Source organism: Paenibacillus sp. FSL M8-0212 (genome assembly GCF_038004645.1).
Taxonomy (GTDB): Bacteria; Bacillota; Bacilli; order Paenibacillales; family Paenibacillaceae; genus Paenibacillus.
On record NZ_JBBORP010000001.1, the window covers coordinates 4,943,152 to 4,970,076 of the forward strand.

Annotated in this window: 19 protein-coding genes; 18 read left to right on the forward strand and 1 reads right to left on the reverse strand. The window is 46.0% G+C overall.

Features of this window, described 5'->3' with window-relative positions; translation table 11 throughout:
- Positions 1 to 44: 44 nt before the first annotated feature.
- The 5 genes from MKX68_RS21775 (at position 45) to MKX68_RS21795 (ending at position 4,227) form a co-directional block, all read left to right on the forward strand.
- A complete protein-coding gene (locus MKX68_RS21775) occupies positions 45 to 1,013 on the forward strand; it encodes a sugar phosphate isomerase/epimerase family protein (protein WP_036674961.1) in 969 nt (322 codons plus the stop codon).
- A gap of 24 nt (positions 1,014 to 1,037) precedes the next feature.
- Positions 1,038 to 1,766, forward strand: coding sequence for a ThuA domain-containing protein (locus MKX68_RS21780; RefSeq protein WP_017687549.1), 729 nt, complete (start codon positions 1,038 to 1,040; stop codon positions 1,764 to 1,766).
- A gap of 331 nt (positions 1,767 to 2,097) precedes the next feature.
- On the forward strand, positions 2,098 to 2,394 hold the full coding sequence (locus tag MKX68_RS21785) for a winged helix-turn-helix transcriptional regulator (RefSeq protein WP_076333333.1): 297 nt from the start codon (positions 2,098 to 2,100) through the stop codon (positions 2,392 to 2,394).
- Between the two features lie 190 nt (positions 2,395 to 2,584).
- Positions 2,585 to 3,316 (forward strand): hypothetical protein, encoded by a 732-nt coding sequence (locus MKX68_RS21790; RefSeq protein WP_340914070.1) that lies wholly within the window; start codon positions 2,585 to 2,587, stop codon positions 3,314 to 3,316.
- Between the two features lie 197 nt (positions 3,317 to 3,513).
- The gene (locus MKX68_RS21795) at positions 3,514 to 4,227 is read left to right on the forward strand and encodes a hypothetical protein (RefSeq protein ID WP_017687552.1); all 714 of its coding nucleotides are present in this window, start codon (positions 3,514 to 3,516) and stop codon (positions 4,225 to 4,227) included.
- Between the two features lie 87 nt (positions 4,228 to 4,314).
- On the opposite strand, the gene MKX68_RS21800 is transcribed toward MKX68_RS21795, so the two are convergent.
- Positions 4,315 to 5,031: a Crp/Fnr family transcriptional regulator gene (locus MKX68_RS21800; RefSeq protein ID WP_076333276.1), complete on the reverse strand. Its 717-nt coding sequence runs from the start codon at positions 5,029 to 5,031 to the stop codon at positions 4,315 to 4,317.
- Between the two features lie 430 nt (positions 5,032 to 5,461).
- On the opposite strand from MKX68_RS21800, the gene adhE reads away from it, so the two are divergent.
- From adhE to metG, 13 genes are all read left to right on the forward strand, one after another.
- Positions 5,462 to 8,074 carry a bifunctional acetaldehyde-CoA/alcohol dehydrogenase gene (gene adhE, locus MKX68_RS21805; RefSeq protein WP_340914071.1) on the forward strand — a complete coding sequence of 871 codons (2,613 nt, stop codon included), beginning with the start codon at positions 5,462 to 5,464 and terminating at the stop codon, positions 8,072 to 8,074.
- 955 nt (positions 8,075 to 9,029) lie between these two features.
- A complete protein-coding gene (gene pflB, locus MKX68_RS21810) occupies positions 9,030 to 11,288 on the forward strand; it encodes a formate C-acetyltransferase (RefSeq protein WP_340914072.1) in 2,259 nt (752 codons plus the stop codon).
- Positions 11,289 to 11,377: 89 nt separating this feature from the next.
- Positions 11,378 to 12,130, forward strand: a complete 753-nt coding sequence (pflA, locus tag MKX68_RS21815) for a pyruvate formate-lyase-activating protein (RefSeq protein WP_340914073.1) — start codon at positions 11,378 to 11,380, stop codon at positions 12,128 to 12,130.
- Between the two features lie 224 nt (positions 12,131 to 12,354).
- On the forward strand, positions 12,355 to 13,722 hold the full coding sequence (locus tag MKX68_RS21820; RefSeq protein WP_091028776.1) for an ABC transporter substrate-binding protein: 1,368 nt from the start codon (positions 12,355 to 12,357) through the stop codon (positions 13,720 to 13,722).
- A 51-nt stretch (positions 13,723 to 13,773) separates the two neighbouring features.
- Positions 13,774 to 14,658 (forward strand): carbohydrate ABC transporter permease, encoded by an 885-nt coding sequence (locus tag MKX68_RS21825; protein ID WP_340914074.1) that lies wholly within the window; start codon positions 13,774 to 13,776, stop codon positions 14,656 to 14,658.
- Positions 14,658 to 15,488 carry a carbohydrate ABC transporter permease gene (locus MKX68_RS21830; protein WP_076250993.1) on the forward strand — a complete coding sequence of 277 codons (831 nt, stop codon included), beginning with the start codon at positions 14,658 to 14,660 and terminating at the stop codon, positions 15,486 to 15,488. Before MKX68_RS21825 ends, MKX68_RS21830 begins: the two co-directional genes overlap by 1 nt.
- A 32-nt stretch (positions 15,489 to 15,520) precedes the next feature.
- Positions 15,521 to 17,356 (forward strand): cache domain-containing sensor histidine kinase, encoded by a 1,836-nt coding sequence (locus MKX68_RS21835; RefSeq protein ID WP_340914075.1) that lies wholly within the window; start codon positions 15,521 to 15,523, stop codon positions 17,354 to 17,356.
- A complete protein-coding gene (locus MKX68_RS21840) occupies positions 17,353 to 18,984 on the forward strand; it encodes a response regulator transcription factor (RefSeq protein ID WP_340914076.1) in 1,632 nt (543 codons plus the stop codon). Before MKX68_RS21835 ends, MKX68_RS21840 begins: the two co-directional genes overlap by 4 nt.
- Positions 18,985 to 19,012: 28 nt before the next feature.
- Complete coding sequence (nagZ, locus tag MKX68_RS21845) at positions 19,013 to 20,659, forward strand: beta-N-acetylhexosaminidase (RefSeq protein WP_340914077.1); 1,647 nt, start codon at positions 19,013 to 19,015, stop codon at positions 20,657 to 20,659.
- Positions 20,660 to 20,932: 273 nt separating this feature from the next.
- Positions 20,933 to 23,185, forward strand: coding sequence for a stalk domain-containing protein (locus tag MKX68_RS21850; protein WP_340914078.1), 2,253 nt, complete (start codon positions 20,933 to 20,935; stop codon positions 23,183 to 23,185).
- 339 nt (positions 23,186 to 23,524) lie between these two features.
- Entirely contained in the window at positions 23,525 to 23,989 is a 465-nt protein-coding gene (locus MKX68_RS21855) for a Fur family transcriptional regulator (protein ID WP_074095707.1), read from the forward strand.
- Between the two features lie 2 nt (positions 23,990 to 23,991).
- Positions 23,992 to 24,243, forward strand: coding sequence for a membrane protein insertion efficiency factor YidD (gene yidD, locus MKX68_RS21860; protein WP_340914079.1), 252 nt, complete (start codon positions 23,992 to 23,994; stop codon positions 24,241 to 24,243).
- Positions 24,244 to 24,843: 600 nt separating this feature from the next.
- Positions 24,844 to 26,904 (forward strand): methionine--tRNA ligase, encoded by a 2,061-nt coding sequence (gene metG, locus MKX68_RS21865; RefSeq protein WP_340914080.1) that lies wholly within the window; start codon positions 24,844 to 24,846, stop codon positions 26,902 to 26,904.
- Positions 26,905 to 26,925: the final 21 nt, after the last annotated feature.

The window sequence follows — 26,925 nt, forward strand, 5'->3', positions numbered from 1 at the left end:
GAATTCAGCAATCATACGATATCTGATCCAGGGAGGAATCGCACTTGAAACTCGGCGTATTTTTGGTACTATTCGGAGGACGTAAATTGGAGGATGCTCTTGATTATGTAGCATCCAAGGGATTAAAAGCAGTAGAGATCGGAACAGGCGGACATCCAGGCAATGCACATTGTAAGCCAGATGAGTTGTTAAGCAATCCTACAGCATTGAAAAACTTCAAAAATGCAGTGGAATCACGTGGTTTGACGATCAGTGCACTGAGCTGTCACGGTAACCCGCTACATCCGCAAAAGGATATTGCCAAAGGATTTCACGATGATTTTGTTAAAACGGTAGAACTGGCTGAGAAGCTGGAAGTACCTGTAGTGAATACATTCTCCGGTTGTCCGGGAGACCATGAGGATGCCAAATATCCGAACTGGCCTGTTGCACCATGGCCAAATGACTTCCAGGAGATCCTGAAGTGGCAGTGGGAGAACAAAGTTATCCCTTACTGGACAGAGTGGGGTAAATTTGCAGCAGATCGTAACGTAAAAGTTGGATTGGAGCTGCACGGCGGATTCTCCGTTCATACTCCAGCAACCCTGCTGAGACTGCGTGAAGCTGCAGGTGAAGTGATCGGAGCCAATCTGGACCCAAGTCACATGTGGTGGCAAGGTATTGATCCGGTTCAGGCAATTCACATCTTGGGACGTGAAGGAGCCATCCATCATTTCCATGCAAAAGATACAACGATTGATCCGGTAAACGTGAACAAACACGGTGTAACGGATATGCAGGACTATACCAATATGCTGGATCGGGCTTGGCAGTTCCGCTCGGTTGGTTATGGACATGATAACAAGACTTGGGCAGATATTATGAGTGCCTTGCGTCTGGTCGGATATGATTATGTAGTAAGTATTGAGCACGAAGACGGTCTGATGTCGGTTGAAGAAGGATTCTCTAAAGCCGTGCAAAATCTCCAGCAAGTATTGATTGAAGAACCGCTGGGCGATATGTGGTGGGTTTAGAGCTACACTAGGGGGAAATTGAATATGATCAACGTCACCATTTGGAATGAATTTGTCCATGAGAAAATTCACGATGAAGTAAGGGAAGTCTACCCGGATGGTCTGCATCGAGCACTGGCTGACGGACTTGGCGGCGAAGGCTTTGCTATTCGTACGGCTACACTGGATCAGCCTGAACACGGATTAAGTGATGAAGTGCTGAATTCCACAGATGTGCTTATATGGTGGGGACATATGGCACATGATCGCGTAAGCGATGAGATCTCACAGAAGGTCGCGCAGCGAGTACTGAACGGGATGGGAATGATTGTGCTCCATTCAGGTCATTTCTCCAAACCATTCAAAGCACTGATGGGAACCAGCTGCGATCTGAAATGGCGTGTAGCTGACGAGCAGGAAATTGTATGGTGTGTTAACCCATCTCATCCGATTGCGGATGGCATCGAGGGCAAGATTGTATTGGAAAAAGAAGAGATGTACGGTGAATTCTTCGATATTCCAGTACCGGATGAACTGGTGTTTGTAAGTAACTTCCAGGGTGGGGAAGTATTCCGGAGCGGATGTACGTTCCGGCGTGGTGAAGGTAAAATCTTTTATTTCCGACCAGGTCATGAGACGTATCCGACCTATTACAAACCGGAAATATTAAGAGTGATCAGCAACGCTGTGAAATGGGCATATCCTGCCCGCAGCTTTAAGCCGGAATTTGGCAAGAGCGAACCTGTAAGACCATTTGGTGGCGTGCTGGTCTAATTCACTAACTCAATCGTGTAATGGAAATTATAAGTTTTATTCAAAAAGAACCCTTCTCCGAGTCATTGATGACTGTGGCAGCTGGGTTCTTTTTGGGTAAGATAGTACTATGGGGAAGTTATACGATATTTCCCATGGTTACGACGCAGCGTGTAATGTATACTGGGATGTATGATCCATTTTGGATGTTATGCTTCTAAAATTTAAACTTTTTAGTTGCAGGCGTTTTCTTTGAAGCTTAAATATGTTATTATGAAATATACTAACAAAATGTAAGTTGATTTGAGTGATCTCTAAAGAGGTGATTAATGTGGAAGGTCAAGACTTGCGGATGTGTCCGCGTTTTGAGACGGCGTTTTCTTTTTTGGGCAAGCGCTGGAATGGTTTAATTATTCAAACATTGATGAGTGGTTCGAAGCGATTCAAGGATATCTCCAATCTGATCCCATCCATGAGTGATAAGATGTTATCCGAACGGATGAAAGATCTGGAGAGTGAAGGTATTCTGGTTCGTCACGTCTATCCCGAGACGCCGGTTCGTATTGAATATGAACTGACGGATAAAGGTAGAGCGCTCCAGCCCGTCATGAATCAAATTCAAGACTGGGCTGAGAAGTGGGTTGACTAACGTGTAAGCATCACCCACTTTCGTTGATGAATGACATAGACTCCTGATTTCCGTGGAAATCAGGGGTTTTTGTCTTAAGTATAACGTGGATCGGCGTTTTTCTCTTGGGCTATGCACATGTTGTCATGAGTTGTAGTATAATCTATAGAAAATGGCCACAGACGGCCGGAGCGAAGGAGGCCCACTTGTCATGAGAGAAGAAAGCTTATCCCGTGAAGTACGCTACGGCAAAAAAGATATTGCAGAACTTGAGAGCGCATCCATTCAGGTACATCTGATTTACAAAAAAGCTGCGGAGTTGTTTAAGCGCACAGCATATTCCCGTTCGGTTAAGGATGATCTTGCCGAAGTGAATACGCATTCTGTGAACAGCGATGGTCCGAGATTAGCTCCGGCGGTGCTGCAAAAATGGATTCAAACGTCCAGGGGCTGGAAGTGTATCGGATGTGAGCTGGGACAACCTGATTCAACGACTTCTCAGATGGAGGAAACCATCCATGGTAAGCGATTGGTTCTGGATGTGGGAGAAGGTCGGTTGGTTCAGGCAGAAATGCTGATTCAGGCGGTTGTCTGGTCTCAATATGAGAAGATTCGAATGTTTGCACCATGGCTTGGTGATGAACCCTTTTATAGCGTGCAGGAACTGGATGTCATTGCCCGTTATATTGTGCCTACCTATTTCTCGGAACGGCCTTTGTATGAGCAAGGCAAGGTATTCAAGGTCCATCAACAATATGGGCAGATTCCGTTGTATCAGGAGTATGTAGACGCACCTTCATGTTGCGTGCAGGTGGACGGTGGATTGCTTGAAGGGCGATTGCTGACGGGGGTATACGTATCTGAGGAGCAGTTCTTCGGGCTTAATCCATATCTGAAAGATGGCGATGGAGGACGGACATATATGCAGGCTAGTGTCCAGTGATAACGTAACCAATTCGAACATAAAAATGAATTAGATTGGAGAGCCTGTGTGCAGGCTCTCTTTCTTGTACAAGCCCTATTTGGAGGGGACACCCTATAAAAGTAACGGCTTTGACACTTTTTTTTGCCGAAAGTTGTGCCATAATAGAGGTTATGGACAACAGGGTGAATGATTTTACGCAGGGTGGTGTTACCTACATGATGAAGAAAATCCCCGGTTACATAGGTGTATGTTTGCTCCTACTGGCGATCTTGGCTGGTTGTAGTGAGACACAGCCTTCTGAGCAGCCAATTGTCAAGGAGACAGAAACAGCGAATACGATCACAGTGGCTGTAGATGGCAGTACATTTTTGCCTGATGCAACAAAGTCCATTAAGCGAGATTTTAGTGAGGGTTTGACACTCAAAAAAGCATTACTCAATAGCGGACTGGTAGATTTTACGGCAGATGGCAAACGGATTCAATCCGTCGGAGAAGTTTCTCTGGATTCTTCGCTTAGCTGGGCTGTCAAATTAAATGGCAAGGATATTGAACAGGAAGATTGGGACATGGAGCTTCATGCCAAAGATGAAGTAATCATTTACGTGAAAGCCGCTGACAGTGGGGGAGATGGCGTTGCATATCAGACAACGTTACTCAAGGTTAGCGGTGGAAACATTATGCCAACCCTTAATCGTCAATATGCCGGCGTCTACGTTCAAGAGTGCACAGTTCGCGATGTGTTGAAGTCCAGCGGCATTGTAAGAATGTCTGAGAATAACAAATTTGTCGTTTCGGTCGAGAATGTCACGCCTCGTATGAATGAGCGGTGGGTCATTATGGTGAATGACAAAGAATTAATGGAAAATGGTCTGGACATGAAATTGAATCCACGTGATGCGGTGAAACTTGAATTGACCAATGCATCCTAAGTATACCAAGAAGCCCAATCTCTTTTTAGAGAACTGGGCTTTTTTTCATTAAATATATAAGCAATATCCGATTAGCATAGTCAAATATTAAATACGACAGATCTCGTTCGGGCAAAGTTCACAGTGACAGATCCCTTGCAGCATCTTCAGATCTTTGATAACAATCATGCCATTGTCGTATTCAATCGCATCTTTCTTACGCAGGTCGCTTAACATGCGGTTTACACTTTCACGAGTGGCTCCAATCATATTGGACAGATCCGTGTGGGTAATTTTTTTGTGAATAATGACATGCTCTCCATGAGGCTCACCATACGAATTCGACAACCGAATGAGGGTGGAGCAGAGTGCACCCGGTTTACCGTATAACATGAGATCCCGGAATTTGGTCTGTGTCAACCGGTGGTGGATGCCCATCCATTTCATAAAGTCGATCGCGAAGTCACAATGCTGGCAGATTAACATCTCCAGGTCTTTATGCTCCAGTACACCGATCTCACTGTCCTCTAATACTTCCGCTGAGAAGCTGTGTTTAGAGCCAAAGAAGGGATCAGCCTGCCCAATCATATCACCGGATTGATACATGTACATGATCAGTTCCTTGCCTTCATCCGTGGATTTGGTGATCTGGGCACGACCCCGTTTCATATAATAAAGTTTGTCAGAGATGTCGCCTTCCCAGTATAGATGTGTACCTTCCGGATAGGTTCTATCTTTCATGGTAACCAGCAGATGGTTGAAATTTGCTTCCGAGAAACAGTTGGTATTACCGCGCTTTTCCAGTACAGTGGTTAGTTCTCTCATAAGTCTATCTCCCCTTTATGTCCATCGGACGACCTTCTGTAATAAGCAGTAGCCTCCGAGGTTCGCCGCAAACCGTTGCCGTCCTGATCAGGGTCATCTCGGCCGGGAGGAAGGACGGTACAAATTGCGGTGGTTCAATTTTTAAGTTCAGTATATACCTAATCTTACCGTTTGAGGGGGAAGGAAAGGGGGCAAAAATGACGAAATTTCAAACATTGTGATAAAATTCACTTTTAATGGAGAGGATGAATTTTACAGCCCTATATTTTAAATAGGAAGTGAAAATGGTCGTATGAAGGACACTACAAAACTTAAATTAAATTTGTTATACTTTGTGAAAAAAATCACATAATTAAGTTTATTGTCATGTTACGATGTGAATGTAAACGAGAGAGACAAACTAATACGAACCTTTAGGAGGATGAGGGAGATGGCTGTAAAGAACGAAGTCGCCCCAGCAAAAGAACCGACAGCAGGTCAGTATATTCAAACGTTAATCGACAAAGCGAATAAAGCACACGCCGCATTCATGAAGATGGACCAGAAGCAGATTGACCGGATTGTGCAAGCGATGGCGCTTGCGGGTCTGGATAAACACATGATGCTCGCCAAGATGGCCGTAGAAGAAACAGGCCGCGGAGTGTATGAGGATAAAATCACCAAAAATATATTTGCAACAGAATATGTGTACCACAGCATTAAGTATGACAAAACCGTAGGTGTGATTGAAGATAACGAATATGAGAGCTTCCAGAAAATTGCGGAGCCGGTCGGCATCATCATGGGGATTACACCAGTAACCAATCCAACATCAACAACGATGTTTAAAGCACTGATCTCCATCAAGACGCGTAACCCAATCATCTTTGGTTTCCACCCATCTGCACAGAATTGTAGCCGGGAAGCTGCCAAAATCCTGCTGGAAGCTGCTGTGAAACATGGTGCACCAGCAGATTGTATTCAGTGGATTGATGATCCTTCCATGGATCGTACAAACGAACTGATGAATCACAATGATGTGGCTCTCATTCTGGCAACAGGCGGATCAGGCATGGTACGTGCAGCGTACAGCTGTGGTAAACCTGCACTGGGCGTAGGACCAGGTAACGTACCTTGCTTTATCGAGAAAAGCGCGGATATCAATCAGGCAGTAACGGATTTGATTCTGTCCAAGTCTTTCGACAACGGCATGATCTGTGCTTCCGAGCAAGCGGTCATCATTGAAGAACCGATCTTTGATCAAGTGAAGAAAAAAATGATTGCAAATGGCTGTTACTTTGTTAACAAAGATGAAGCAGTAAAATTGACAGCAGGTGCGATTAATGCCGAGAAATGTGCGGTGAACCCGGCAATTGTTGGTCAATCTGCGGTAAGCATTGCGAAATTGTGCGGTATTGAAGTTCCAGCAGGCACCAAAATTCTCGTGGCCGAGATTGAAGGGGTAGGTACAAAATTCCCATTGTCGGCTGAGAAATTAAGTCCGGTACTGGCTTGTTACAAAGTCAAAACGGCAGCAGAGGGAATTGAACGTGCAGCAGAAGTGGTTGCATTTGGCGGCATGGGTCACTCCTCGGTTATCCACTCCACAAATGAAGAAGTGATCGGCAAATTTGCAGATCGTCTGCAAACTGGACGGATTATTGTGAACTCACCATCCACACACGGTGCCATCGGGGATATCTACAACACAAACATGCCGTCATTGACACTGGGATGCGGATCATACGGACGTAACTCGACTTCTTCCAACGTAACCGCTGTGAACTTAATCAATGTGAAAAGGGTGGCTCGCCGTACCGTGAATATGCAATGGTTCAAAGTGCCAAACAAAGTCTACTTCGAAAAAGGGGCAACACAGTATCTTGCCAAAATGCCTGACATCACACGTGTGGCGATTATTACGGATGCCATGATGGTGAAACTTGGATATGTTGAAAAGGTAGAACACTATCTGCGTCAACGCCAAATGCCGGTAGCGATCGAAGTATTCTCCGATGTAGAGCCAGATCCATCCACAACAACGGTAGACCGCGGAACCGAAATGATGCGCCGCTTCCAACCGGACTGCATTATCGCACTCGGCGGTGGATCACCGATGGATGCTGCAAAAGCCATGTGGTTGTTCTATGAATACCCGGACACGGACTTCAACGATCTGAAACAGAAATTCATGGATATCCGCAAACGGATCTACAAATATCCACGTCTCGGCGTAAAAGCGAAATTTGTAGCAATTCCTACCACATCCGGTACAGGATCTGAAGTGACATCGTTCGCGGTTATCACAGATAAAAATCAAGGTAACACCAAATATCCATTGGCCGACTATGAGCTAACACCAGACGTAGCGATTGTTGATCCGGAGTTTGTATACTCCCTGCCTAGAACAGCCGTTGCAGATACAGGTATGGACGTACTGACGCATGCGATTGAAGCTTATGTGTCTGTCATGGCAAATGATTACACGGATGGACTTGCGATCAAAGCAATCCAACTGGTATTCCAATATCTGGAGCAATCTGCACTGCAAGGTGACAAACTGGCACGTGAGAAAATGCATAATGCTTCTACAATTGCTGGTATGGCATTTGCCAACGCATTCCTGGGCATTAACCACAGCTTGGCGCACAAATGGGGCGGTCAGTACCACACCGCACACGGACGCACCAATGCGATCCTGATGCCACACGTCATTCGTTACAACGCGAAAAAACCGACCAAATTTGCATCGTTCCCGAAATATTCTCACTTTGTAGCGGATGAGCGGTATGCCGAAATTGCCCGCATCTTGGGATTGCCTGCTCGTACAACAGAAGAAGGCGTAACCAGTCTCATCAATGCGATTCGCAAACTGAACAAAACATTGGGCATTGAAGAATCGTTCCAGGAAATCGGATTTGATGCCAAAGACTTTGAAGCACATGTAGATTATCTGGCAGACCGTGCCTTCGAAGATCAATGTACAACTGCCAATCCGAAGTTGCCGCTGGTAACTGAACTGGCTGATGTATACCGCAACGCTTTCTACGGAAAGTTTGAATAATAAACTTAGAATGAAGCGTGCCTTACGGCAAGAAGATCAGGGTTCCCCGAGAGGGGAGCCCCGATTGCCGTCTTTCACACAATAACGAGAGGGAAGAAAACAGAAGAGCGAGCATCTGTTTTTCAGAATTTATTCTAAGTTTTGTTTTGCTCCGAGTATAGAGGAGCAAAAGGATTCTAAAGAGGTGGCACGGAATTCGTGATGTGGCCGTTTGAGCCAGATGTTCGACAATAAAGAAAAGGGCAGAAAAACAGAAGAGCGAGCATCTGTTTTTCAGGATTTATTTTAAGATTTGTTTTGCTCCGAGCATAGAGGAGCAAAAGGGTTCTAAAGAGGTGGCACGGAATTCGTGATGTGGCCGTTTGAGCCAGATGTTCACACAATAACGGAGAGGGCAGAAAAAACTGAAGAAGCGGAGCGTTCGCCTTTGAAGTAAATTTTGAATTTTATTGGTTTATCAGTTGAACTACCTATGTACACGATAACGGAGAGGAGAGAAAAAACCTGAAGAAGCGAAGCGCTCGCCTTTATCACTGGATTTTCACCTTTGAAAAAAATGAATCAAAAAATCCGGGGATAACAGCGATCGGAAGGTTATTCTCTCCTTGTAGTGGCCAGTGTACATCATCTATGGTTCATTTGCTTTTTCAGTAAATTTAAGTTGTTCTGCCCGCGCAGTGGCTAAGTGTGAATTTACAGGGTTCAATGGGACAAAGCGCAGGTGGAGTGAGTTAGTTCACTGACTTTGTGACAAAAATCACAGATGATGAAAGCCCCAAGTCGTATACTGAAAATGTAAGAAAAACATTCATCCCGCGGTTCCGGTTCCCAAGTAGAGAGAACATGTTCCGGTTTATGTGAAACAATTCACATTAATCGCGGCTCTGGGCACACAATGCTACGAATGAAGCAAGATGTTATGTGTCCAGAAATCCAAATTAGTGGAGGGATTAAGATGTCGGTGATTGAAAAAGATGTCAAACAACAAACAGGCTGGAGAAACTTTACCAAAGGAACATGGACCAAATCCGTAGATGTGAATGATTTTCTGGCACACAACTTGTCTCCGTATTACGGTGATGAAGCATTTCTCGCAGGTGCAACCCAGAATACCAAGGAATTGTGGGAGATCGTATCTGATCTGACCAAAAAAGAACGGGATAACGGCGGTGTCCTTGACGTTGATGTGAACACACCAGCGACTATTGTTTCTCACCAACCCGGTTATCTGGATCAATCCAAAGAACAGATTGTCGGCGTTCAGACCGATGCTCCGTTCAAACGTTCCATTCAACCAACAGGCGGAATCCGGATGATGATTGATGCATGTGAAGCATACGGCTTCGAATTGCCTCAAGGCGTCATTGATATATTTACGAACATTCGCAAAACTCATAACCAAGGTGTATTCGATGCTTATACTTCCGATATGCGTGCAGCGCGTAAAGCAGGGATTATTACAGGTCTTCCAGATGCGTATGGCCGTGGCCGGATCATCGGTGACTATCGTCGTGTAGCTTTGTACGGGGTAGACTTCCTGATTCGTAACAAAAAAGGTGAACTGAATGCACTCGAAGTTGATGTCATTGATGAAGATGTCATTCGTCTGCGGGAAGAATTGTCTGAACAGATTCGTGCATTGCAAGAATTGAAGCAATTGGGCGATATGCACGGGTTCGATATTTCCTTACCAGCGACAACAGCAAAAGAAGCGTTCCAATGGTTGTACTTCGGTTATCTCGCTGCCATCAAAGAACAGAACGGTGCTGCGATGTCCCTGGGACGTGTATCTTCTTTCCTGGATATCTACATTGAACGTGACTTGCAAGAAGGCATTCTGTCCGAAGAACAGGCTCAGGAATTGGTTGACCATTTTGTAATGAAACTGCGGATTGTCAAATTCCTGCGTACACCGGACTACAACGAACTGTTCAGTGGAGATCCAACATGGGTGACGGAGTCCATCGGCGGTATGTCTGTGAATGGTGAAACACGCGTAACCAAAAACAGCTTCCGTTTCCTGCATACACTGCACAACCTGGGACCTGCACCAGAACCAAACCTGACTGTTCTCTGGTCAACGAAACTTCCAGAAGCTTTCAAAGATTATTGCAGTAAAGTATCCATTGAAACCAGCTCAATCCAGTATGAAAATGATGATCTGATGCGTCCGATCTATGGTGACGATTACGGTATTGCTTGCTGTGTATCGGCGATGAAGATCGGGAAACAAATGCAATTCTTCGGCGCTCGTGCCAACCTGGCCAAAGCTCTCCTGTATGCGATCAACGGTGGTCGTGATGAGAAATCCGGAGCACAAGTTGGACCTGAGTATCCTGCAATCACTAGCGAAGTACTGGATTACAATGAGGTTATGAAACGCTTCAAACCAATGATGGAGTGGCTGGCGAAGCTGTATATGAACACCCTCAACGTCATTCACTACATGCACGATAAATACAGTTATGAGCGTATCGAAATGGCATTACATGACCGTGACATTGTACGTACGATGGCTTGTGGTATCGCCGGTCTCTCGGTTACAGCAGATTCACTGAGTGCAATCAAATATGCCAAAGTAAAACCAATTCGTAACGAACAAGGCATCGCAGTTGATTTCGAAATCGAAGGAGACTTCCCTTGTTACGGTAACAATGAAGACAGCGTAGACAGCATTGCTGTTGAACTGGTCGAGAACTTCATGGGCATGATTCGTAAGCACAAAGCTTACCGTAACGCAGTGCCAACACAATCCGTTCTGACGATCACTTCCAACGTGGTATATGGTAAGAAAACAGGGACTACACCGGATGGTCGTAAAGCAGGTGAACCATTCGCTCCAGGTGCGAACCCAATGCATGGTCGTGATAAAAAAGGTGCACTGGCATCCCTTGGCTCTGTAGCCAAATTGCCATATGAACACAGTCTTGATGGTATTTCCAATACATTCTCCATCGTGCCAAAAGCATTGGGTAAAGAGGAGACTACACGTAAATCCAATCTGACTGCGATGATGGATGGGTACTTCGGTCAAAACGCTCATCACCTGAACGTCAACGTATTTGATCGTCAGCAATTGATTGATGCGATGGATTACCCGGAAAACTATCCGCAACTGACTGTACGGGTATCCGGATATGCGGTTAACTTCATTAAACTGACTCGTGAACAACAGTTGGATGTCATCAACCGTACGTTCCATGGCTCCATGTAAGTAATTTGCAAGTAGAAGACCGCTAGAGCAAGGCATTCCAAATCATATTAAACGCACAGCGGATGCGGATACAGAAAGGAAGAGGCAGCATGGTTAACGGACATATTCATTCACTCGAAACTTTCGGGACGGTTGACGGCCCAGGCATCCGCTTTGTGCTTTTTATGCAAGGATGTCTACTCAAATGTCAGTATTGCCACAATCCTGATACTTGGGCGCTGGATGGCGGTAAAGAAATGACGCTTGAGGAGGTATTGGCTGAAATTGAGCCTTACCTGTCTTACTACCGCAGCTCCGGAGGCGGACTCACGATATCTGGCGGAGAACCAACGTTACAGGCTCACTTTGTAGGCGAAATCTTCAAAGAAGTGAAGCGCCGCTGGGGATTGCATACGACACTGGACAGTAACGGATTTAACGAACCGGAACGGATTCACGATCTCTTGGATCACACAGACCTGGTTCTGCTGGACCTCAAACATATTGATGACGAGAAACATATCAAGCTGACAGGCAAATCCAACGAGAGAACGTTGAAAACGGCCAAGTGGTTATCGGATCAAGGTCGGAAAATGTGGATACGCCACGTGTATGTGCCTGGGATTCATAACGAGGAAGAGGATTTGCTTAACCTCGGACGGTTTATTGGAACATTAAATGGCGTCGAGAAATTCGAAATTCTTCCATACCATCAGATGGGGATTTACAAATGGGAAGCGCTCGGTAAAGTATATCCACTGGATGGAGTTCCTTCACCAAGTGAAGAAGAAGTGGAGCGGGCGTATCGCCTGATCGAACAAGGTCGCCAGGAAACGGCTGGCGTGGCTTGTTCAGGTAAGTAATCTAACCTTTATATATAGTAAAAACAATCAATCAAGCAGTCCTTGCGAACATGTTTCGCAGGGGCTGTTTTTTTTGCTGTTATCCATTGTAAATGCAAGATTATGGGTCCAGTGAAGGATTTTATCCCTCCATTGATGAATTGTCATCCTTACGATGTAAGCTCCGGCTTTTTATAATCAGAGTGTAAAGCCAAATGCTCAATATCTTGAGGAGGGTCAACCAGATGAAAAAAGGAATGACATTACTGCTTTCATTATTGCTTATCACTTCATGGACTTTGGCGGGATGTGCAAGCTCAAGTAACGAGCCACAGCAAGGCGCAGGCAACACACCTGTGGAGGAAACAAGTAAGGAACCGGTTGAGATGCTTCTCCGCCACACGCAGGTGGGAGCTGACAAACAGAAAAGACTGGCCATTCTGCAGGATGTTGTGGACAAAGTGGAGGGTGAGATACCCAATCTGACCTTTACGCTGGATGGCGTCGAATCTGATGTGAATCGTAAGGAAAAGCTTCGCGGAGAGATGGCGGCAGGTAACCCGCCGGATATATTTGAACTGTTCGGTAGCCCGGATTCGAAAGTTTATGCCAAGGAAGGTATGCTGCTTGATCTGACTCCGATCTTGCAAGAGCTGGGCATTCAAGACCAGTTTACATCGCTTGAACCGTTTACGTATGAAGGCAAGGTATATGGACTGCCGATTGGTGGTTCGGGCGAAGGTTTTTTCTATAATAAAGAGTACTTTGAACAAAAAGGATGGAAAGCTCCAACCACCATGGCTGAACTGGACAATATACTGGCCGAGATCAAGGCCGATGGCAAAGTGCCGCTGGCTTCTGCATCCAAGGCGGGCTGGGTGCCGCTTATGTTAACCAACCATCTGTGGTCCCGATATGCCGGGCCGGAGATTACCGCAAAGTTTGCAACAGGTGAAGCGAAGTGGACCGACCCGGGTGTGGTCCAAGGATTTGCCAAACATAAGGAATGGGTGGATAAAGGTTATTTCAAAAAAGGTGAACTGGGCTTTGAGTATGCCGAATATACCACGCAATTTACAAGCGGCGAAGCGGTGTTGATGTATGACGGAACATGGAAATCATCTGTATTCAAGGAAGGTCAGAGCGGTGAATCGCTCATTGGCAAGGTTGGATTCTTCAATATGCCTCCGGTAGAGAACGGAGCAGGGGATCAGACGTCTTTGATGCGGGATGTGAACAATGGATACGGATTCTCGGCAGCAGTGGCGGATGACCCGCAGAAGCTGGAAGCAGTGAAAGCTTTTATCAAAAATTTCTACAATGAAGATATGCAGGTCCGTGGCCTTGTGGAAGATGGTGTGTTGCCTGCGATGAAGCTGGATGAGAAAGTGCTGACCGACAGTATTACCGATGATCTGATGAAAGAAATTGTGGCCGTGCTTAATGCGTCCAAGACGTCGTTCCCGGCATTTGATGCACTCGTTCAGGCCGATGTGACGACTGAGATCAGCAATCTGCAGATTCAGAAGTTGATTGGTGGGCAGACCACGCCAGAGAAAATGGCAGAAGAGTTGCAAAAGGTGCAAGAGGAAGCAAACGCTTCCGTAGAATAAATCAATCCAAGTTGAAACTGCGTTCGTTGAAGTGACTGAAGGAGGCTGACCATGAATACTTCACTCCGCAGCCCGTTAATCTATACGTTATTTGTAATGCCAGCCCTAATTCTGTTTGTGATGTTCTTCTTATATCCTATTGGCAGCTCCCTGTATTACAGTCTGACGAGTTGGAATGGGGTATCGGCTGAGCCACGTTTTGTGGGTTTATCCAACTATGTGAAGGCACTGACCGATGAACGCTTTTGGATTTCCACACGGAATAACGGCTTTTTCATCGGATTTTCGGTACTGATTCAGGTACCCCTGATCGTCCTGTTTTCACTTCTTATTGCCAATGTGAAAAGGCTAAAAGGTCTGTATAAAACAGCTGTTTTTTTACCATCCATCATGTCGACAGCCGTTATCGGTATCTTGTGGGGGTTCATCTATGAACCCAATATCGGACTATTAAACAAAATACTTCATGTGCTGGGCATCGATCCAATCTACTGGTTATCGGATAACCGATTTGCCATGTTGTCCATTTTGGTGACCAATGCCTGGCAGTGGACGGGATTTTACATTGTTATGGTGCTGGCCGCCATACTGGCGATTCCCCGTGATCTGGATGAAGCGGCTGCAATCGATGGGGCCACAGCGGTACAACGTGCAATGCGAATTACGTTGCCGCTGATCCGGCCGATCATTTCAGTGGTGATCATGTTGTCCATTGCAGGTGCCATGAAAGCAGCCGACATCGTGATTGTCATGACCAAAGGTGGGCCCGCTGGGTCCACCGAGGTTCTGGCCACATATATGATCAAATACGCGATTACCAACTTCAAATATGGCTATGGCAATACCATTGCAGTGCTGATCTTTGCTCTGACGCTTGTGCTCACTGCGTTGTATCAACTGCTGGTAGCGAGGCGGAGCGAGAAGGTGGAATATTGATGGCAAAAAGCTTAAAAAGCAGTATACCTCATGTGTTGTTAATGTTGTATTTAATCGCGATTTTGTTTCCCTTTTTATTTGTAATCTTCTCTTCATTTAAGCAGGATAACAATGAAATCGCCTTAAATCCGTTTGGTCTGCCTACAACATGGGAGTTTAACAATTACGTGGAGGCCTGGGTGAATGCAAAGATTGGCACGTATTTCTGGAACAGCCTGTACATTTCGGTTCTATCGTCGGCGTGTACGATTGTGCTCGGTGCCATGTTTGCTTTTGCCGTAACCCGGATGAGACACCGGAGATGGAGTCTGTTTCTGTACAGCCTGATTCTGGCGGGTATGCTTATTCCCAACAATGCACTCATGCTCCCGATCTATCTGCTTGTACGCAAAATGGGCATATTGGATACCCATCTGGCATTGATCGTGCCCTATGTGGCCAATGCGATCCCTTTTACCATTATTATACTGGCGGCTTTTATGCGTTCTCTGCCTGGAGAAATTGAGGAAGCGGCGGTCATGGACGGCTTGAGGGCACCGGGTATCTTTGCTAAAATAGTGATACCTCTTACGGTTCCGGCTATTGTTACCGTTTTTATCGTTAATTTCCTCGGCAACTGGAACGAATTTTTACTCGCCAACTATTTCTTATCCACCGATAAATTGCGTACGCTGCCAGTGGGCATGGTCCAGTTTCGGGATCAATATCAGATGAACTATGCCCAGATGTCGGCAGGTATTGTATACAGTGTTGTACCTGTACTTGTGATCTACGCTATACTCCAGGAGAAAATTATAGAAGGAGTAACTGCAGGTGGTGTCAAAGGTTAATACCATGAACCAGTTGATAGGGAGAACGGGATATGAACTTGCGAATGAAGCTGGCCTTGGCATTTCTGCTGCTGATTATTGTACCGATGTGTGCGCTGGGCATTGGCATGTTTCTGGTCACATCACATACGATTGAGAAAAAATACAATCAACAGGCCGAATATGCGCTTCAGGCCATCAGTTATAATATCGAGAATGTATTTCAGCAGATTAACAATGTTACCGACAACGGGATAGCGACATCGGTTTTTCAAATGGCGCTGAACGCCAAAGATCCGACCAAGCAGGATCTGGGGACCGGTAATCAGTTATCCCTGAATGCCAGCCAGCGCAATTTCCGTTCCCTTCTATATAATTATCCGTTCATCAGTTATGCCTTTTTATATGATTTGCGTTCGTCTGAGAACAACCAGATTGTCTCCATCTTCACCAAAGAAAATTTTCAAGCCCTTCCTTTTCAGCAATTCAAAGTGCATCCCTTATTCAACGAAATTCAGCAACTTAATGGCGTGCCTAAATGGCTCGCACCTCTGGAATATCCCGAATTAACCGGGGTAGAACCTGTCTTCACTCAGATCAGACTGGTCAAAGAACTCAGTTATTTTCAAAATATCGGCGTGCTTGTTGTTCAGATCAAAAAAGGAGAGATCGACCGGATCTTCCGTCACCTGCAAATCAGCGATTCAGCACAGGATACATCATTCCTTTTAATTAATGAAGAAGGGCTGATCGTCTATGATCCTGCTGGTATTTATAACGGTGAGAACATGCAAAATCTTGGTGCTGAGTCCGGCAGTTACGGTCCCGGTTTTAGCAGTGTCAGAACGGTCTTTGACGGCAAGGAGAGCATCATTTCGCAATATCATCTGAAAAACTATAACTGGAGCCTCGTCAGTGTGACTTCATGGGAAGCCTTATCTGCGGAAACCAATGCGTTTGCAGGTTGGTCTGTCATCATTATTCTGTTATGCCTGCTCGCAGCAATGATCTTTAATCTTTTTTTCATGAATCGCATTACGGGCAACATTGCTGTACTTGTAAGGTTTATGCGTCGTGTGGATGATGGTGATTTTAATGCGAGGGTGGAAGGAAAAGGATTCGATGAGATGCAGCTGCTTGCCCAAGGGTTCAATGAACTATTGGATCGGATCGGGGGATTATTCCGTCGTGTTCGGGCAGAGCAGGAGCAGAAGGCCCAAGCGGAACTGCGTGTATTACAGGCCCAGATCAAACCTCATTTTCTGTTTAACACATTGGAATCCATTAATGGTTTAGCGCTACGAGGGGAGGGCCGCAAAGTAAGCGAGATGGTAACCCGACTTGGCAATATGCTTCGTATCAGCATTCAGGATCAGGAGGAGATTCCACTGGGTGAGGAAATAAGGCATTTGCAGAGTTATCTGGAGATTCAACAGTACAGGTTCAGTGATTTGTTCACCTATGAAATTGACATTCCCCCCCATTTATACAGCTCAATTCTGCTTAAGCTTACCCTCCAGCCTCTGGTGGAAAATAGTATTCAACATGGGTTTGAGGGGATCACCTATGCAGGTGTACTGCGGATAAGCGCATATGCAGAACGGGATCATCTGGTGTTATGTGTTGAGGATAATGGGATCGGTATTCCCCAGGAAATGCTTGCACGATTTGAGTATATGGCAGAAGATCCGCCGGAAGATATGCTCGCGGAAGGGGCGGAATCATTATCGTCCATAACGGAACGCAGGGGATTGGGATTACGAAGTGTGGCAGATCGGATTCGTATTCAATACGGGGCCGGGTATGGCATATTTATATGTTCAGCACCGGGGTATGGCACAGTTATTCGATGCATCATTCCATTATATGAGCAGGAGGAAGCCGGATGAATCTGACTGCAATGCTGGTTGACGATGAGCTGCCGATTCTGGAGAATCTGAACTACATTTTACCCTGGGAAGATATGGGGATTGAAATCACAGGTACAGCGAGAAGCGGGGCAGAAGCGCTGGGGAAAGTTACAGAAAGTCATCCAGACATTCTCTTGTGCGATATTCGGATGCCGTCTATGGATGGATTGGAACTTATTCGTTTGCTGCGAGAGCAGGGTGAAACATGTGAAATTATTTTGCTGACCGGCTATCAGCAGTTTGAGTATGCTCGGACCGCTATTAAATATAACGTACATGAATACATATGCAAGCCAATTGATTATTTGAATCTGGAACATAAACTGCGTGAGCTTGCCGGGCAGATCCAGAAGAGACGTCTGGAAAACGATTCGCAACGTTATCGCAGCCAAGAGATGGAAAGTTGGATCAGACACAAACAGTTGATTGACCTCTTGCGAGGAGAAGCACCGTTGAAGATTGCCTATCCTGCCTCTGTTCCTGAATTCATAACAACTGCTGCACCGTATACGTTGCTGCTGGTGGATGCGGTCGGTTATTTTCGCCATTCTATCGGTTGGTCCGAGCTTCAGCATCAACGATGGCATGAGACCGTAAGTTCCAGCCTTAGGGAAATGACAGAGAGAATTACGGTGGATTGTCAGATTCTTTCGACTCGCAAAGGTGAGTGGTGCATCCTGCTGGAGGCATCGGGGGAGTGGAAACGTCGCTCAGAGGAACTCGCCCATCAACTGTGTCTCGAATTAAATGCGATATTATCCCTGGATTCAAGTGTGAAGGTCAGGGTTGTTCAGGATATTGTGCCCGTGAACCTGAAAAGTCAAATTCTGGATCGATACCGGCATTGTCAAAAAATATTGATGTCCCATGCGGAGAGTGAGGACAGGGTGCTGAAGGTGAGTTGTCCCGAAACCACCTTATCGTATGAACATACGGCCTCCAAAGGGGCAAACTCATGGATTACAAGAGAAGATCTGGAGCTTGTTACTCGGTGGATTCGTCAAGGGAACAAGCAGGGGTTACGTGATGTATTGGATCGGCTTAAACAGCAAATGGGGAATTCAGGACAATCCTTCAGCAGGGTAGATGAAACCAATCTTCGGTTTATGCTTGTGCACATGCTTCGGGAACTGCGTGAAGTACAGGCCCTCGCTGAAGAGCACGAAGTGAATTTTTGGAATGCACTGCAAGGGGCCGTATCCATGAGGGAACTCCTTGAACTTGCAGAGGTTGTTACCCATGCCTATCAGGGCAAACAAACGCAGCCACGTCCTTCTGTATCGGAACTGATCCTGTCTGCATGTGAGTATATGGACGCACGGCTGCAACAGGACTTGGGAATAGATGAAGTCTCAGATTGGCTCGGAATCAGCCCGGGATACTTCTGCCAACTATTTAAAACCCAAATGGGTGTTACTTTTGTGGAATATATGACGCAGAAACGGATGGAAAGTGCCGCTTTATTGTTGAGTACAACCGAATGGAGCATTACAGCTATTGGGGAAGCCACAGGGTTCAAGGAGCGCCGTTACTTCTCCAAGGTGTTTCATAAACACTTCCACATGAAACCCTCCGAGTACAGGCAGAGTAAACGATTGGGTTCGTAGTGGCAAGGGAACCGGGAGGAGAGGTCAAATGAAACTCTTAAATGATCTGACATTGGAGCAAAAGGTAGGACAATTGTTGATGTGTGGATTTCACGGTCAGCACGCAGATGAACAGATCACTCACTTAATCCGTGATTATCATATTGGGGGCGTCATTTATTTCCGGCGCAATGTCGAAAGTGTAGATCAATTGACACGGCTGTCCGCGGAACTGCAGAATATGGCTGCTGAAGCGGGAGCATTACCACTTATGATTTCGGTGGACCAGGAAGGCGGCATGGTTGCACGGATTGACAAAGGGGGAATGACCCAAGTGCCGGGTAATATGGCACTTGGTGCAACAGGAAATCCGGAATATACCTTGGAGTGTGCCCAAATTCTGGGGTGTGAGTTAAAAAGCATCGGTATTGATATGAACCTTGCGCCAGTGGTCGACGTGAATAACAACCCGCTTAACCCGGTTATCGGTGTGCGTTCGTATGGTGAACATGCTGAAAGTGTGGCCGCTCATGGCGTAGCAGCCATCACCGGATATCAATCACAGGGCATAGCTGCTACTGCCAAACATTTTCCGGGGCACGGAGATACCGCCGTAGATTCTCATCTTGGTATGGTTACGGTACCTCATGATCGAAACAGGCTGGAACAGATGGAGTTGTTGCCGTTCCGCAAGGCGATTGAGGCCGGAGTTGATGCGATTATGACAGCTCATGTGATGTTCCCTTCGATTGAGCCCGAGCCCATTCCGGCTACGTTGTCACATAAGGTGTTAACGGGTCTGCTACGTGAGGAAATGGGTTTTGAAGGCATTATTATTACAGACTGTCTTGAAATGCATGCGATATCCAAGCCATATGGGGTAGCTGAAGCTGCCGTTCGTGCTGTGGAAGCTGGAGCAGATCTGATTCTGGTGAGTCATACCTTGCAAGATCAGGTTGCTGCGCTGGAAGCCATTGTGGAAGCAGTTCGAACGGGCCGGATCTCGGAAGAGGTTATTCATCAGGCGGTGGAACGCATTATAACATGGAAAAGAAAGCGCTGCGGGCAGCAAAATGATCATCTTGTTTCGCCGAAAGCGAGTGAAACGGTCGAAGCAACCGATGTCGAACCTGTTGATTGCACTGAATCCACTAAACCCACTGAGCCCAGTGTGCCCAACGAATTGACGTTGTTCAAGATTGCTTCAAACAGTATTACCATCGTTCATAATGATGGGCTGCTGCCATTGGACCCAGAGAAGGACGTATATGTCATCTGGCCTGAGGTTGTGCAACGGACAGAGGTGGATGAACCGTGGTCTCATACAGAATCTCTGGGTATTGCGCTATCGCAGCTGCGAGGCAGAGTTCGTGAGCACATCATTACAACTCAGCCCACTTATGATGAAGCAGATCGGATATGGGCGGATGTGTCGGATAGTGAACAAGTTATCGTATGTACGTACACATCGGCAGGTCATCTTCCGAAAGGGCAACAGTATTTGGTTGAAAAGCTTAGTAAGAATCATTCGCTGATTGTGATTGCTCTGCGCAATCCATATGATCTGCTGGAGATTTCGAGGCCGGGTAGTTATGTGTGTACGTATGAGAATACACCTGCAGTTGTTCGGGCCCTGTCCCAAGTGTTAACAGGTGGACTGCAGCCAACTGGAAGTCTGCCTGTCCGTTTGCGCTAGGCCTATCAATCCTTAAATCTCTCTGCGATATGGTGCTGATTGACCATCTCCTGGAGAGATTTTTTATTGGGATTTTCTATTGGTTAATTTTGGGATATGGATGTTAAAAAGATAATTGATAGATAACTATTTTCATAGTATTTTCCTTCTATTAAAAGTTTACAATTCTCCTCTTAACTTTTTAGCAACTTTTCCCGGTTCCAAGCGTCTAATAATATGACTTTTTGAGGGGGATATTTATAAAATGGGAGCAGAAGGAGCCAAAGACAAAGAATGAATTTGAAGAAGAAATTGTCCATACTTACCGCTTTTGCTGTGTTTCAGGCGTTTGCAGTGATTCCTGCCAATGCACAATCAGCAGATCAGAGCGATACTACATCAGTGAATACAGCCAAAGTTAAATCCGTGGAGGTTGTGAAGAAAGAACAAACCATCGCGGAATCCGAAGTGAAATCCGGAACAAACACTCCAACATCAAATAATGAAACAACTGAAGAAGAGAACCCTGAGACAGATGTTCCTACAGGAACAGACGCGACTCCTGTTGAGCCGGTAATTGAACCTACGGACGAAGAAGGTACAGCTGAGGAAACACCAGCACCTGCACCAGTTGAAGTGGAGCAACCATCTACAGGCGGTTCATCTGTTGCTGGAGGCGGGGGTGGAGACCTCACTCTTTATATGAACAGTAATAAAATGATGCAAGACGGCAAAACGTATCTTGCTGGACAGCCGATGGCTGTTAAAAATGGTGTATCCTATGTAGCGATCCGTGCTCTCGTTGATCGGGTTGGCTACGATGTCAAATATGATAACACAACTAAAGAAACGATCATTATTAGTGGTGAAGATGAGCTGCGTTTCAAAACAAACAGCAAGATCTATACCGTTAATGGTGTGTCCAGAACGATGAAGGGTGCGTCTTATCAACAAAAAAATACGTTCATGGTGCCGTTGACTTCAATTACCCAAGCTTTGGACATTACGTATAAAGTAAATCAATCTGCCAAAACGGTTGTATTGAATCTGAGTACCAAACCGGTGGCAAGTTTCACGGTACAAAAAGAGGTTTTTGCCGGAGAGCAGGTAACCTACACAACTAAATCCAGCTCTCCCAAGGGACTCAGCATTGTAGATGAGCGTTGGACAGGCCGTCAGGATTCATTCGACCAACCAGGTGTATACACAGTAACCTATGCGGTCCAGGATTCAAGTGGTCAATGGAGTGATCCGTATTCGGTTACGATTAAGGTTGAAAGACCAAATCTGCCTCCTGTCGCGATGTTTACGACAGATAAAGAAGAATACAAAATGGGTGAGAAAATCACTTATATTGATCAAAGTACAGATGATGAAAATGCAATTGTAAAAACAGAATGGGATAACAATGCACTTGCATTCTTTGTTCCAGGACCCAAGACCGTAACGATTACAGTTACCGATAAACATGGTGCTAGCAATAGCTATACCAAGATGATCAATATTACGGGAGAAACACTTTATAGTTTGACTGACTTCAATCAATTGTTCACACCAGTTGGTGAGAAATTCACTTTTGACGGTGGTGGAGTACCGGCATTGGAGAAAGTACCTTTCACTTATTATGATGAACCAAGTCTGCTGATCCGCAGTAACAGCCCGGAAACCGTGAATACAGAAGGCATTGTGTACAAGGAATCTTCCTTTGGACAGACACGCTTCATGATTCACCATGTGAACAACACGGGCAAAAACGTGAAAATGTATGTTGTAGCGACAAATAACAATGCATACACGGCGTCCATTGACCAGCAAAACATGGGTTTTGCAGGACCGTCTCCTTTCGCAACGGTAGCTGGAAAGTTGTCCATTGACCGTTGGTTCCAATCCATGCAGAATGGTACCGGACAAAAGAAAGTGTACATCCAGCCAGGAGAAAGCAAGCTGATTCTCAATGATCTGAGCGTTCTTCCGATGAAACAGGGACAAGTCATCTCTTTGTATTCGGATATATTCAGTGACTACGAACTGGATTACAACATTATCATGATTGAAGAAAACAAGGACCCGATGGAAGTGTTGTCGAGTCTGCCAGTTCTGGATCGTGATGGTGTTCACAACCGTGGTACCTATCCAAATGCAACACGGATCATTACGTATGATCAAGAAGTAGGATCGAAGCCTGCACGTCTGCCACTTGGAGACAATGCAAGTGATCCAAACCTTGTGGGAACGGACCCTATGGCTTACACAGAAGCTTCCAACGCAGGTAACTTCGGTGTATTGTACAAAATTACATTGAATAATGTTGCTCCGCGCACGTTGATTTCATTCAACCCTCGTGGTGGCAGATACTCAGGTGTGGCACTTGTGAATGGACAGGTCGTTCAGATTTCCACAGGTAAATCTGTAACTGCACCTAATGAGCAAAGTGTAATGTATCGCACAGGTTCGTACGGCGAGAGTGTAACCATTCTCTTCTCGGCGGCACCAGGAAGTAACTTGCCTGTTAACCTGCTGTTCACGCCGCTTCCGGCTGAAAAGTAATAACATGAACATGCACGGACGGTTTGGAGTGAAAGCTTATATCATATATACCCGTTCACCCCAAAAGTCGCCCGAACGATTGATCATCTGAACCGTCAGGAAGGGACTCCATCAAATGCAATGTCATTAGCTCCAAGCTAAACGTAATGGCAATGCATGTGTATGGAGTCCTTTTTATGTGATGTTGAAATGACCTAACCCGGTGTCTTCGTTGACTCTAATCGTAATTTGATGCATTATTAGAGGTATACAAGAAAGCAAAAGTTTTTGCTTTTGCCGAATAAACTGTCGCTCTATGAATGATGCAAAATGCTCGTATGACAGGAGGTGCTTTAGATCATGCTGTCGACAGAACAGATTATTTCGACCATGTCCTCACAGGGACTTCGCATTACTGATCAGCGGAAAACACTGGCCCGGTTATTTGCCGAGTCTCCCGGGTATCTTACACCCAAGGACGTCTATGAATATATGGGTAAGACTTACAGCGGACTGAGTTTTGACACAGTATATCGTAATTTGCGGGTGATGCAGGAACTGGGTGTACTGGAACAGGTCATCTTCGAAGATGGCGTTAAATTCAAAGCACACTGTAGTGAAGATCATCATCACCATCATATGATCTGTCTGAAGTGTCAGAAGACATATCCTATTATTTTTTGCCCGATGCAGCTTGCGGATGCGCCTGAGCAATTTCAGGTTGTAGACCACAAGTTCGAGGTATTTGGATATTGTAAGGACTGTGCAGAGCATGCTCCGGCCAAAGCGGCGTCGGGACATCAACACGCTCATGGGAAGCACTGACCATGAAGTTATCGCGCAGAATTGCTCAGGCACCTATTCGGGTGTACCGCAACTATATCTCTCCATTAACACCGCCAACATGTCGGTTCTATCCGAGCTGTTCGGCTTACGCCATGGAGGCGATTGAAGTGCACGGTGCGCTCAAAGGTTCGTTGTTAACAGCGAAACGTATCGCCAAATGTCACCCGTTTCATTCAGGTGGAGTGGATCTGGTGCCACCAAAGGCGGAGAAATCCATGATGGTATCAGAGTAACGATGTAGCTTGAAGTATTCGGGTGGCCTGGAAGCAGGCCAGGATTGAACTTGAGTATGCTGTCCACTTGACAAAGGGGTCCACATTTCAGTATATTTTCCTATATATGCGAGTTCAAAAAGTCTAGTTTTTAGTACCAAGAAGATGGGATGAAGTTAGAAATGGAGTAGCGGAGCGTAGGAAACCTACGTGAGCAACGGACATTTCGGCTGAATTTCAACTTCGATGCTGATGATGCCGGTAGGCATGATTCGTAATCAAAAGTGGACTTTTTGAACAACTTCTATATGATTTCCAGTGAAGGGATAAGTACAGACACACCCCCAGTGCAGAGAGCCGGATGAGCTGAGAACCGGTCTGGGAGGAGGATGGAATATGGTCCCGGAGGAACCTCTTTCGAGCGTGCAGACAGTGATTTCAGAGCTGCTGTCGTAAGGCTGAGGCGTGATCCAGCGTTAATGGGCGGTCGAAGGACCGACAGAGCCTGTGTTTTGCGAAAAACATGGGGAATTTGGGTGGTAACACGTGAGAGCAACTCTCGTCCCATAGGGGCGGGAGTTTTTTGTGTTCTCTTTTAGTTGTTTTGGACGAAGGGATCACATGAAGCAGGAACATTTGAAGGAGGAGGAGTCATTCATGGCTGACCAAAAAACATTTTATCTGACAACCCCGATTTATTATCCGAGTGACAAATTGCATATTGGGCATGCGTATACAACGGTGGCGGGAGATGCGATGGTTCGTTACAAGCGTCTACGCGGTTATGATGCTCATTATCTGACAGGAACCGATGAGCATGGCCAGAAGATTGAGCGCAAGGCACAAGAGAAAGGACAGACACCACAAGCTTTTATCGACGATATCGTTGTGGGGATCAAGGAACTGTGGAACAAGTTGGACATTTCCAATGATGACTTTATCCGTACAACCGAAGAGCGTCACAAAACCATTGTTCAGGATATCTTTGACCGTTTGCTGAAACAGGGAGATATCTACAAAGGTGAGTACGAAGGCTGGTACAGCATTCCGGATGAGACGTATTACACAGAGACTCAACTGGTGGATGTAGAGAAGAATGAGAAGGGTGAGATTATCTCGGCCAAGAGCCCGGATAGCGGACACCCGGTTGAATTGGTCAAAGAAGAATCTTACTTCTTCCGTATGAGCAAATATGCAGATCGTTTGTTGAAATATTATGAAGAGAACCCGGGCTTTATTCAGCCGGAATCACGTAAGAACGAGATGATCAACAACTTCATCAAGCCAGGTCTTGAAGATTTGGCCGTATCACGGACTACATTTGAATGGGGCGTCAAAGTGAAAGGCGATCCAAAACACGTAGTCTACGTGTGGATTGATGCGTTGTCCAACTATATTACAGCCCTGGGCTACGGTTCATCCGATGCATCCCTGTATAACAAGTTCTGGCCTGCGGATGTACATCTGGTAGGGAAAGAAATTGTTCGTTTCCATACGATCTACTGGCCAATTATGTTGATGGCGCTGGATCTGCCTTTGCCGAAGAAAGTGTTTGCACATGGCTGGTTGTTGATGAAGGATGGCAAGATGTCCAAATCAAAAGGTAATGTCGTTGATCCAGTGACTCTGATTGACCGTTACGGTCTCGATGCACTGCGTTATTACCTGCTGCGTGAAGTACCGTTTGGTTCCGATGGTACGTTTACACCAGAGAGCTTCGTAGAGCGTGTCAACTCCGACCTCGCGAACGATCTGGGTAACCTGTTGAACCGTACAGTTGCCATGGTAGACAAATATTTTGAAGGCAAAGCACCGGCGTTTGCTTCGAATGTAACAGAATTTGATGCTTCGCTGGAAGAAGCAGGTCATGCTACGGTGGAAAAAGTGGAACAGGCAATGGAAAACCTGCAGTTTTCCGTAGCACTGACGGCGATCAGTCAGTTTGTCAGCCGCACCAACAAATATATTGATGAGACGCAGCCATGGGCGCTGGCTCGTGATGAAGCAAAACGCGATGAATTGGCATCCGTTATGGCTCACCTGATCGAAAGCTTGAGAATTGCTTCCATTCTGTTGCAACCATTCCTGACACGTGCTCCTCATAAAATCTGGGCACAGCTTGGCATTCAGGAAGGTGAACTTACGGCTTGGGATACAGCCAAGCAATGGGGTCTGGTCCCAGCAGGAAACGCCTTACAAAAAGGGGATCCAATCTTCCCGCGTCTGGATTCCGAACAGGAAATTGCTTATATCTCCGAAGCAATGACTGGCGGCCAAAAAGCGGCACAGCCTGAAGCAAGTCAAGCAGATGCTGGAGCATCAGCAGCTGTTGAACCGGTAACTGCACCTGAGGGTACCGAAGAGATCGGTATTGACGATTTTGCCAAAGTTGAACTGCGTGTCGCACAAGTCATTGCCTGCGAACCGGTCAAAAAAGCGGATAAGTTGCTGAAATTGCAGCTCGATCTGGGTTATGAGCAGCGCCAGGTCGTATCTGGAATTGCGAAGTTCTATTCGCCAGAAGAGATGGTTGGACGCAAAGTCATCTGTGTGACCAACCTCAAACCGGTGAAACTTCGTGGTGAACTGTCTCAGGGTATGATCCTTGCAGCATCGCATGGCGACCAGCTTACACTTGCTACAGTACCGGACAACATGCCTAATGGCGCACAAGTGAAATAAGAATTGAGTTATGAGATTGAT